This window comes from Bacillus sp. IBL03825, assembly GCF_024712505.1.
GTDB lineage: Bacteria > Bacillota > Bacilli > Bacillales > Bacillaceae_G > Bacillus_A > Bacillus_A wiedmannii.
This window is the reverse complement of sequence record NZ_JAMXKE010000001.1, coordinates 2,196,220-2,207,137: the sequence shown is the minus strand read 5'-3', so window position 1 is coordinate 2,207,137 and position 10,918 is coordinate 2,196,220. Positions and strand designations below refer to the sequence as shown.

Below are 10,918 nucleotides of genomic sequence, written 5' to 3'. Positions count from 1 at the left end.
CAAAAACTATTACTCAATGATTTTCCATACATAATCTTCTTCACTAGAAGACATACCTTGTTTAACAGGTTCATTATAAACTTCTTCTGCCGGCATCATTTCAAAAGAAGGGATAATTGTCCCTTTTTTATGTAGTATTACATATTGTCCATCCCACACATCATTATCGCGCAACGTTTCATCATTTCGAATAGAATGCCACTCTTCTTTATCTTTTGCCACTCTAATTTCATAGATCCCGCTTAATGCTTCATCTATTTTTTCATGATGTAAAATTGCTTCAATAATTTGTACCGCTTTCACGTCATTTGGAATTGCAATATCAATTTCTTCATTTGACTGTTTTATGTATGTCACAATAATCTCTTCCACGTTTATTCACCTTTTTTCCATCATGTTTGTTACCAAGAAACATCTAAAAATGAAATATCATCGCTTGTCGGAGAGTTCTGTGCCCTCTCAATTTCTTTTAACACTTCCTCAAAGTTATACTGCTTAAGCGGTACAAGTCCGTCTGAGTGAATAACTATCCGATTAGCTTCTTGTCTTGATAATGTCTTTGAAAAAACCGCCAATTCCCCACCAATAATGCCTCGCTGTGTAGACCATCTTTTCTCTATATTTCTCTTAAACTTCATTACATTCGAACAATTCTCCTTATCTTGAAACAACTGTACAAATGAATCGCCATGTGTAACTATCGTTATCTTTGCTTTATCTTGATTTGAAATAAGTTCTATTTTCCCTCCAATAAACATCGTTTCACTACCTTGTTTTCGCTTTTCTTCCAAAACATCGCGTAGTAACCACGGTGTTTCTTCTGGCAATCGAAATGCACTCACTTCCTCTGAAGCTTCTTCTATCCAATTTTTTAACTGTTCATTTAATAATGTAGCAATATCCAGTCCACTTTCTTGACATGTTTCAAACAAGTTTACTAACTTCATACCAAGAAATTTTGCAGCAATTTCACCATGAAAAGACAGCCCTACACCATCACATAACGCAAATATGAAGCTAGTTCCATTATCTAGAAATACTAGAAAGTCTTCTCCACTCTCGTTTAAATCCTGCGTTTCTTTTGCTCTTACATAGCTATATCGATAAGTAAAATGTTTCGTTTCCTTTTCTTGCAATACCGTTTCTTTCTCTTGAGATAGAATATATTTCATCATACTTCTCTCCTATCGAACCGGCGTTGCAGCAGACATTTGAAATCCAAGTGATACTAAGTCCGCATTTGTCCCAGGAAACATCATCACAGCACCATCTGCAATATGAAACCCATGTTCCATCATCATCTCACGATAGCTTTGAGGGATAGGCGATGAAAGTCTTTGCAACTTTGCACCATATTCATCTGTAATCTCTATATTTGGCATAATTCCTTCCCACTTCTTTATATTAGAAATTTGTTCTTGCATAATTTCATCTGAAATAAAAATATTTTCAATTAGTACGTTTCCATCAGGTACAGACATATTCATAATTCTTCGTACAATTAATTCTGGATCTTCACCAGTTGATGCCCCATCTGTCATATGACAGACAATAGGAGCTGGCCCGTCTTGTAAATTTGGTAGTTCCTTTTGCAATAACTTCTCCACTACAGAGAAAGCTTTTGCTGTATCAGTTAAACGATGCGTTTGGATTTTTTCTAGTGGGCGAAGTCTTGCTACCTCATCTATTGTTTTCACACCACCCAATAAATCAAAAACATGATCGCTATAGGCTAAAATAGATAACTTATATCTCGGAAGCAAGCGACTACCTTTTGTTGAACGAAATACCATTTGGCGAATCGCTAAAGAAAGAGCATCCGTTACAATATCAATTCTTCTTTTTTCTTCTCCGCCTGCATCCATCATTTGGTTCATTGATGCGCTTACATCAAGAAGATAAATTATATAAGCTGGTGTTTGCTGTGTTGCTTGAGTTTGATATAACATGTTTCATACCCTTCCATACATTATTATATGAACTTTTTTTATATTCATATTTCATTATAACTTATGAATTTTCTTTTTCTCAATTCATTATAAAATGTTCTTAATATAATTTACATATTTTCACACAAAAAATTTATTCCTTTTAACATATGTTGAAAGGAATAAACCCCTTCATACTATAGAAGGGGTTTATTATTACGGTATAAGACGCATACAATCTCTCGGAAAGGCACTCGCCTCTCGTACATTTGTTAATTCTAATAGTTTGTATACAACTCTCTCTAATCCAATTCCAAAACCACCATGTGGGGGACAACCGTATCGGAATGTATTTAAATAAGATTGAAATGTATCTGGATGTAACCCTTTTTCTTTAAAAGAAGCAAGTAACATTTCATAATCATGAATTCGCTGTGCCCCTGATGTTATTTCTAATCCTTTATATAGTAAGTCGAACGAATCAGTAATAGACGGATTCTCATTATTCGGCATCGTATACATCGGCCTAGCTTCTTTCGGATAATGTGTAATGAAAACTAACTCACTCTTATATGTTTCCTTCACATATTTCCCTAGTAGCTTTTCACCTTCTGTATCTAAATCCCCAATTGGCGACTCTTTCCGGTATTTATTTTTCAAAATTTCTTGCGCTTCTAACAATGTAATTTTCGGTATTTCTGTAATAACAGGTACTTCTATTTGTAATAGTTTTAGTTCTTTTTCACAGTTTTTTGCTACTTGTTGAAACATATATCGTAAAACATCCGTTTCTAATTGCATTACCTCATGAAAATCATGAATAAATCCAAGTTCTACGTCTAACGATATATATTCATTCAAATGACGGGAAGAATTATGATGTTCCGCTCTGTAAACAGGTGCAACTTCAAAAACACGTTCTAACCCTCCAGCTACCATCATCTGTTTATAAAACTGTGGTGATTGTGCTAAATAAGCTTCTTTTTGAAAGTATGGAAGTTTAAAAACATTTGCTCCTCCTTCTGCCCCTTGTGAAACAATTTTCGGAGTAAATACACGTGTAAAATCGTTCTCTATAAGAAATTCACTAAAGCTCTGAACGAGCGTAGATTTCACTTTAAATATCGCCGCGGTTCGCTCATGTCTTAATGATAATACCCGTTCATTCAGTAGTTGATCTAAGCCAACTTGTAATTTCTTTTTATTTATTTCAAATGGAAGTGGTTCTGCGCCATTTAATATTTTCACTTCGTGAGCAAGCACTTCGACCCCTAACTCTGTTTTCGAAGTCTCTACAATTTCACCAACGACTTGAACGACACTTTCCACATCTACCTTATATCCAGCTAACTCATTTTCTAATACACATTGCATAACTCCTGATCGATCCCTTATTAATAAAAAACTAACATTACCTAGATGACGAATCTTTTTTACCCATCCTTGAAGTAATACAACCTTTCCGCTTTGTACCGTACATTCTTTTGTGAGTGAACGCTTCATTATTAACTCCATTATTTTTCCCTCCAGTAATTTTATATTTATTTACGTTATTGTTGTCATCGTCATCATCCACGGTCACTCACCTCCTTTCAAAGAATACAAAAATCCGCCCCTATAAATAGGGACGGATTTTTCCGCGGTACCACCCAAATTGTCATAATGACCATCTTAGCCCTGATAACGGTAGGTACCGTTTGCTTTTACTAATTATCACGTTCAAAGCAACACTCACAGGTGTCTTTCCATCATGCGGTATCGCAATCTTCTCAGCAACCGATTGCTCTCTGTAGACCTTTGCATCATGTACTTTTCCTGATCCTCACTTTTTATATTTACAGAGTATTCTATCTCTTCGTATTATAAAACGCAAGCCTTTTTAAATATATTTTGATTTTTCAAATCCAATTTTGTACAATCTCCTCTAAAGCCATACCACGTGAGCCTTTCAGTAATACAACATCCTTTTTCGAAATAATTTTCAATATTTCCTCTGCTATCTTGGTCTTATTATTAAATGACTGTACTTTTCCTGTATCATATTTCTTTCTTGCTTCTTCCGCTACAATTTCAGCTAACTCTCCATAGGTAAATACATATTGAATGCTCTCTTCATTTAACATTTTGCCAATTTCTCTATGATATGTTTCAGCTTTCTTTCCTAACTCCAACATATCCCCAATCACTATCATTTTTTTCTCATAGGCATTTAATTTCTGTAACGTCTCAATTGCAACCTTCATTGAAGAAGGACTGGCATTCCATGCATCGTTAATAACCGTAAATCCTGTTTTAGCAGTTAAAAATTGAAAGCGCATATGGGTAATATTTACTTGTCGTAATGCTTCCTGTATTTTTTCTGTAGGGACATTATAATATTGACCTACAGCGATTCCGACAATCGTATTTAAAATATTATGTTTTCCATGCAAGGGAACATCGTACTGTATTTTTGAATCATTTAATTTAAAATGAACACCATATTCATCTAATTGCACGTTTGTTGGAAACAAATCATTTGTATACTTTTCACCAAATGTCTTACAATTTATACTCGATAGATTTTTATTTTGCAAAAGCAATGGTTCATCACCGTTATATAAAAACAAACCATTTCCTTTTAACCCGTCAATAATTTCTAATTTAGCCTTCGCAATCTCTTCTTTTGATCCAAGCGTCTCTAAGTGAGAATGTCCAATCATTGTAATGATCACTACATCTGGCTGTGCTATTATTGATAAGTTTCGAATTTGTCCTTTTTCACTCATCCCCATTTCAAGAATTAAAAACTCTGTATCTCGTTTCATCTCTAAAATTGTTAATGGTAAACCGATTTGACTATTAAAATTGCCCTTTGTTTTATGCACACGATGAGTTGTACTTAAAATCGTGCTTATTATATCTTTTACCGTTGTCTTACCATTACTACCTGTAATTCCAATTACTTTTACATTTAGCTCTTTTCGATAAAATTGTGCCAATTGTTGCAAAGCAAACAAAGTGTCATCAACAAATATAATTGGCATCCCTTTTGGCGGAGTGCCGTAAGACTTTTTCCATAAGGAAGCGACAGCTCCATTATCGGATGCCTCTTTCACATAATCATGTCCATCTTTCACCCTAATGATTGGAACAAATAAATTTCCTTCTTTCATGCTTTTGGAATCTATGCAGACACCATGTATCTCTATGTGATGAAACGATTCTTGTAACCCTTCACCACCTACTACTTCTTCAAGTTTTTTCAAATTCATTTGAATCAAACTATCACATTTTTCCATTTTATTACATAATTTCCGTTTCATTTACGCATATTGATAAAGTGAAACTTTAATCAGTGGGGATTTTGTTCCTCCCCACTGATTATCAGCCCTCACCAATCGGGCTTTTACGGGCAGTTGATCCCCCACCTAACTTCTTTGCTTTCCCTGAATTTTGAGGTGGAGGGTCTTACTGCCCGTTAATGCGGGATAAAAATTTTATAGCGAGGTGTTTATATGAAAAAAGCGATTAGTTTCTTTCTTCTGTTGTTATGCCTAATTGCAGTGAATGAAACATACGCCTATTCACCAAAATCTTTACCAATCTCCCAAAACTCTGATCAATGGAAAGTGAATATTGATGAACCGAAGAACATAGATAAAAATATGCTTCAAGCTAAAGAAGATGAATTTAAAACATATCAATTTTCAGTAAAAAATGTTGGTAACAGTGAAGTATATAACGTACAAGTCGAAGTATTCCGCAACGAGCCAAAAACGAAAACGAAATATGAACTTTTCTCACGAAAGGAAAGTCGCTTAGCAAGTGGAAAAACTGGATTTGAACATGCTAATTTTCCAGTTGCTACAAAAGCAGATGAAGTTGATGTAATCATTACTTGGCAAGAACACCCTTTCCGCTCCATGAGAAACGGTCAAAAAGTTGAGTCTAGAAAATTTAAAGAGCATTTTGTTTTTAAAGATGAAAAAAATAAATAGAATGCGGATAAATTCACACTATCATTCATTTAGCTACCTTTACTAGTACCAGTGCTTAAGCAAATTTAAAAGTCGTGGCTTATAAATGCCACGACTTTTTATATTAATTCGTACTAATTCCTCTTGCTGCCCAAATACGATCGATATCTGCAGCATGTTGTCCGCCATATAAAAGAGCATCCGCTTGCTTAATCGCTTTTGCTCCATCACTGAATTTAGAGTTTGGTGTTAATGACCAGTGCGATTGTAAAATAATTTTCGTTGCTACATCACGTCCAAAAGCTTGTGCCATTTCGTATTGGCCTTGTGCCCAAATTTCCCCATCATCATGTACCTCATTTGTAATATCTTTCGGATACACTTTATTCGTATCTAAACGGCGCAAGCACGTCGGATCTGAACTAGAATAAGCAGCCGCATCCCATTCTCCAACACATGCTTTTCCGTACCCTGTTGTCGATACTGCATCTTCATACGTAGCACCTAAGAAGTCGCCAAACCCTTCTCCCATCGCTCCGCCTTCTGCTGAACTACCAAAGCCAGGAACTTGGTTATCTTGAATCGAATGCCCGTATTCATGTGCGATAATACCAGCATCTTCTGCATCATCTACTCCGCCAGTACCAAAAGTTAAAGCTTTCGTTGTCGGAGAATAAAATGAGTTATCCGCCGTCGTTCCATTTACATTCACTTTAATAGAGCGATTATTAATATTTTTAAAACCTAACCCTTGAATGTAACGTTGTATTGTATCGATATGATAATACGACATAACATCTTCAAAGCTATCATTTGCACGTGTATAGTTAAATTGTAAGTTTGTAGATTTTGTATTTGCTTTTGAAGAAATCGTTACATACTCTCCAATTAAAAATCCTGTCCCATCTAAACCTTTTAACGTAACAGCCTTCAATTGATTCGTTAACGCCGTTGAATCTGCATCGTTATTATCTTTCAAGCCTACTTTACTACCGCTAGATACGACTGGGTTAGGTAAAAATACTTTTCCTGTCCCTTCAGCTTTTCGGTTTATATCAACTTTTTTAATTAACTTCCCATTTTCTGCATCAATAAATGTTTCCCATGCACCAAATGGATTATTAGCGTGGACTACAACTTTATATACTGGACGAGCAATTCCCTCTTCCACAATATATCCGAATTCTTTCTCTGTAGGTGCCCATAAGTTTTGCTCACTTGCTTCTCCTACATACGCCATTGATTTTTGAATTGCATCTTTTTCACTAATTTTTGTCGTTACTTCCTTAACACCTTTAACGGATTGATAATCAGATACAGCAAGTACTCCCTTTCCCTCTCCGTTAAGAGTAACTGTAATTTGTTTTGAAAATACAGGCGCACCATTAACAACTTGTTGGAATCTAACATATGAAGCTACTGACGTTTCTGTTGTAGAAATATATTGCAAGTCTGAAAGGTCTGTTTTCAATCCATACTGCGCAGCATTTTCTTTTAAATATTCAGTTGCTTTTTTCTGCGGCGAATAAGCTTCTAGCTTTACTTGCTGCTGTTTTTCCAATGCCGAAACCGTAGAAATCGTCCCCATTACTAACGGCACAGTCATTGCCATTGCCACCATTTTTTTATTAAACATAGAACCACTCCCCCTAATAAAGTAGCTCAACCTTATCCCATTACCACTAGGTAATCATTTCCCACAAAATGGGAGGATAAAAATTGAATCTACGAGTAATTCTCTATAAACAATTCTATTACCTTTCCATTTAGGGTGAGTGAAATTTTCTCAATATTTATGTGTAAAGTAAAAACAATACTTTAGAAAGAAATTTTCTAGAGGCCCTATCGAATGGATTATGAGAAAATTAGCCGGATAAATTTCCATCATACAAAAAGGAAGTTGGAATGATTCCAACTTCCTTTTTGCTTTAATGAGCCGCGCTTAATTTAATTCGAACTTTCGCTTCACCTAAAGATAGTTCATCGTCTTCATTCGTTAAGTGATCAAATGTAAATTGCTTAACGAGTAAATTTTCTTCCAATAAATCTTTATGGTTCGTTAATGTTCGCTTTAGTTCTTCCTCTGCATCAAGAATAACATCGACTCGTAAATTAACCGGTAAATTCAACTGCTTACGATATTCTTGAACCGCTCGAATAAATTCACGCGCCACTCCTTCTTGTAACAACTCTTCTGTTACATTCGTATCTAACATAACTGTATATTGTCCGTTTGTCGTATTAGAAAATCCTGATTTCGCGACTTTCTCTACTACTACATCTTCAGCTGTTACAACTACTTCTTCTCCTGATGCTGCTTCGTAAACTGCTCTTTCTGTAGATACAAAGTGTTGTACTTCTTCTTTTGATAATTGTTTTAACCATCCATTTAATGCATTCACATTTTTACCAAACTTCGGCCCAGCTGTTTTAAAATTCAGCTTTAATTGATAGGACGTATATTTCGTTTCATCGAGTTCAACATGAAATGCTTTGACATTTAGCTCATCCATGACGATATCACGATAAGATTCCCAATCCATATCATTTTCATTATGCGCTAGTAATACAAGTTCTGCTAACGGCTGTTTTACTTTTAAAGAATGTTGATTACGGTTACTTCTTCCAAGTTCAACAACTTGTAAAACAGCATCCATTTCCACTTCTAATTCCGGCTGAAGTAGTGATTCATTTACAACTGGATAATCCTCTAAATGAACGCTACTTCCAGTTAAATTCAAATGAATATCTTCAGCGACAAACGGTGTAAATGGTGCGATTAATTTACTAATTGTTACAAGTACTTCATGTAGTGTCTCATATGCAGCTGCTTTTTCAGCATTCATACCAGATTCCCAGAAACGATTACGTGATCGTCTTACATACCAGTTACTTACTTCATCTACAAGCGCCGCGATTTCACGAGCCGCATTCGTAAATTGATAATCATCAAGTGCTGTTCTCACTTTTTTCGTTGTGCTATGCAATCTTGATAATACCCATTCATCCAATTTCGTTCGCTTTACATCATACGTTTCATTCGGGTTATACTCATCTAAATTTGCATATAAGACGTAGAAGCTATACACATTGACTAATGTATCTACAAATTTAGATTTTGCTTCCAGTACTGTTCTTTCCGAGAAACGTTTCGCATTCCACGGAGCACTGTCCACGAGTAGCGCCCATCTTAATGCATCTGCACCAAACTGATTTACTAAATCAACTGGATCTAGTGCATTCCCTTTACTTTTAGACATTTTCTGTCCTTCTTCGTCTAATACATGCCCTAGTGATAACACTCGTTTATATGGAGCTTTTCCTGTATATAGTGCTGATACTGCTAATAAACTATAAAACCAGCCGCGTGTTTGATCAATGCCTTCTGCAATAACATCCGCTGGAAACTGTTCTTCAAATAACTCTTTATTTTCAAATGGATAATGATATTGCGCAAATGGCATGGAACCACTATCAAACCAAACATCAATTACTTCTGGTGTACGATTCATTGTACTTCCGCATTTTTCGCAGCAAACTTGCACTTCATCTACATACGGCTTATGCAATTCCAAATCTTCAGGTGTTTCTTTCGTACTATGCTCTCTTAAGTCAGCAATGCTTTTCGGCGCGAATTGATGATCGCAACTTTCACATTCCCATACGTTTAATGGTGTTCCCCAATATCTATTTCGGCTAATATTCCAGTCCACCATATTTTCTAAAAACTTACCAAATCGTCCATGTTTCATATGGTCTGGATACCAAGTAACAGAATCGTTATTTTGTAAAAATGTATCCTTAATTGCAGTTGTTCGGATTAACCAACTCTCTCCTGCGTAATAAAGAAGTGGTGAATCACAACGCCAACAATGTGGGTAGCTATGTTCATACTTTTCTTTATGGTATAGTAAGCCTTCCTTCGCTAAATAACGAACGATATCCACGTCACAATCTTTTACAAATTTCCCTTTCAAAAATGGTACTGCTTCTGTATATTCACCTTTCTCATCTACAACATGCAAGAATGACAATCCTTCACTTTGAACGACTCTATAATCGTCCTCCCCATATGCTGGAGCGATATGAACGAGTCCTGTACCACTATCTGCCGTGACAAAATCGGCTGCGATAACTCGATAGCCATTTGTAACTTCCTTCATTGGAAATGGCGGCATATAAGATGTGTTTACTAATTCTTCACCTTTATGAACAGATAATACTTCATAGTTTTCTTTTAATACATCTTCTACACGTTCTTTCGCAACAATGTATACATGACCTTCTTGTTTCGCTTTCACGTATTCCATATTTGGATGTACAGCGAGCGCAACATTTGCTGGAAGTGTCCAAGGTGTCGTTGTCCACCCTAGGAAATATTCATTTTCACTATCTTTTACTTGAAACTTAACTGTTGCACTTAAGTCTTTTACTGTTTTATACCCTTGTGCAACCTCATGTGAACTTAGTGAAGTTTGACAACTTGGGCAGTATGGTGAGACTCTATGCCCTTTGTACAATAATCCTTTTTCATGAATCGTCCCTAAAATATGCCATACACTTTCGATATATGGATTCTCTAGCGTAACGTATGGATCATCCATATCTACCCAATAACCGATGCTTTCAGTGAATTCACGCCACTGCTTCTCATATGTGAATACACTCTCTTTACACTTCTGAATAAATGGCTCAATTCCATACTCTTCAATTTCATGTTTACCAGAAATACCGAGTTGCTTCTCAACACCTAATTCTACAGGTAAACCGTGTGTATCCCATCCCGCTTTTCGTAGCACTTTATAACCAGCCATCGTTTTATATCTCGCTACTACATCTTTAATTGTCCGTCCAAGTGCATGTCCGACGTGTGGTAAACCGTTCGCCGTTGGTGGTCCTTCATAAAATACGAAAGACTGTGCGCCTTCTCGATTCTGAATTGATTGCTCGAAAATGTTTTGCTCGTTCCACTGCTTACGAATACGTATTTCTCTCCCTACAGCTGACTCTTTTACATCTACTTTCTTCATC

Annotated in this window: 8 protein-coding genes and 1 other annotated feature; of the genes, 1 reads left to right on the top strand and 7 read right to left on the bottom strand. The window is 36.0% G+C overall.

The genetic code is table 11. The annotated features are described in order from the left end of the window. Nucleotides 1–9: 9 nt before the first annotated feature. The 5 genes from NHG49_RS11385 to NHG49_RS11365 all read right to left on the bottom strand — a co-directional run bounded on the left by NHG49_RS11385 (nt 10) and on the right by NHG49_RS11365 (nt 5,209). Nucleotides 10–372, bottom strand: a complete 363-nt coding sequence (locus NHG49_RS11385; RefSeq protein WP_064473937.1) for a ubiquitin family protein — start codon at nt 370–372, stop codon at nt 10–12. 29 nt (nt 373–401) lie between these two features. Further along, nucleotides 402–1,175, bottom strand: a complete 774-nt coding sequence (locus NHG49_RS11380; protein WP_222661111.1) for a hypothetical protein — start codon at nt 1,173–1,175, stop codon at nt 402–404. Between the two features lie 9 nt (nt 1,176–1,184). Beyond that, nucleotides 1,185–1,949 carry a vWA domain-containing protein gene (locus NHG49_RS11375; RefSeq protein ID WP_258126007.1) on the bottom strand — a complete coding sequence of 255 codons (765 nt, stop codon included), beginning with the start codon at nt 1,947–1,949 and terminating at the stop codon, nt 1,185–1,187. A 195-nt stretch (nt 1,950–2,144) separates the two neighbouring features. Continuing rightward, entirely contained in the window at nt 2,145–3,443 is a 1,299-nt protein-coding gene (gene aspS, locus NHG49_RS11370; RefSeq protein WP_103655007.1) for an aspartate--tRNA(Asn) ligase, read from the bottom strand. Between the two features lie 105 nt (nt 3,444–3,548). Next, nucleotides 3,549–3,760: a binding site (T-box leader), on the bottom strand. Between the two features lie 66 nt (nt 3,761–3,826). After that, nucleotides 3,827–5,209, bottom strand: coding sequence for a UDP-N-acetylmuramoyl-tripeptide--D-alanyl-D-alanine ligase (locus NHG49_RS11365; protein ID WP_222661109.1), 1,383 nt, complete (start codon nt 5,207–5,209; stop codon nt 3,827–3,829). 216 nt (nt 5,210–5,425) lie between these two features. Between NHG49_RS11365 and NHG49_RS11360 the strand changes: the two genes are divergently transcribed. Then, complete coding sequence (locus NHG49_RS11360) at nt 5,426–5,908, top strand: hypothetical protein (protein WP_103655006.1); 483 nt, start codon at nt 5,426–5,428, stop codon at nt 5,906–5,908. Nucleotides 5,909–6,011: 103 nt separating this feature from the next. On the opposite strand, the gene NHG49_RS11355 is transcribed toward NHG49_RS11360, so the two are convergent. Together NHG49_RS11355 and ileS are read right to left on the bottom strand one after the other, a co-directional pair. After that, a complete protein-coding gene (locus tag NHG49_RS11355) occupies nt 6,012–7,523 on the bottom strand; it encodes a M36 family metallopeptidase (protein ID WP_098111903.1) in 1,512 nt (503 codons plus the stop codon). Nucleotides 7,524–7,815: 292 nt separating this feature from the next. Next, nucleotides 7,816–10,917 carry an isoleucine--tRNA ligase gene (gene ileS / locus NHG49_RS11350; RefSeq protein WP_258126006.1) on the bottom strand — a complete coding sequence of 1,034 codons (3,102 nt, stop codon included), beginning with the start codon at nt 10,915–10,917 and terminating at the stop codon, nt 7,816–7,818. Between the last annotated feature and the right edge of the window lies 1 nt (nt 10,918).

What these genes read in the sequence shown, in the direction of transcription:
- ileS (WP_258126006.1), bottom strand. Translation starts at nt 10,917, where the DNA reads ATGAAGAAAGTAGATGTAAAAGAGTCAGCTGTAGGGAGAGAAATACGT.
- NHG49_RS11355 (WP_098111903.1), bottom strand. Translation starts at nt 7,523, where the DNA reads ATGTTTAATAAAAAAATGGTGGCAATGGCAATGACTGTGCCGTTAGTA.
- NHG49_RS11365 (WP_222661109.1), bottom strand. Translation starts at nt 5,209, where the DNA reads ATGGAAAAATGTGATAGTTTGATTCAAATGAATTTGAAAAAACTTGAA.
- aspS (WP_103655007.1), bottom strand. Translation starts at nt 3,443, where the DNA reads ATGGAGTTAATAATGAAGCGTTCACTCACAAAAGAATGTACGGTACAA.
- NHG49_RS11375 (WP_258126007.1), bottom strand. Translation starts at nt 1,949, where the DNA reads ATGTTATATCAAACTCAAGCAACACAGCAAACACCAGCTTATATAATT.
- NHG49_RS11380 (WP_222661111.1), bottom strand. Translation starts at nt 1,175, where the DNA reads ATGATGAAATATATTCTATCTCAAGAGAAAGAAACGGTATTGCAAGAA.
- NHG49_RS11360 (WP_103655006.1), top strand. Translation starts at nt 5,426, where the DNA reads ATGAAAAAAGCGATTAGTTTCTTTCTTCTGTTGTTATGCCTAATTGCA.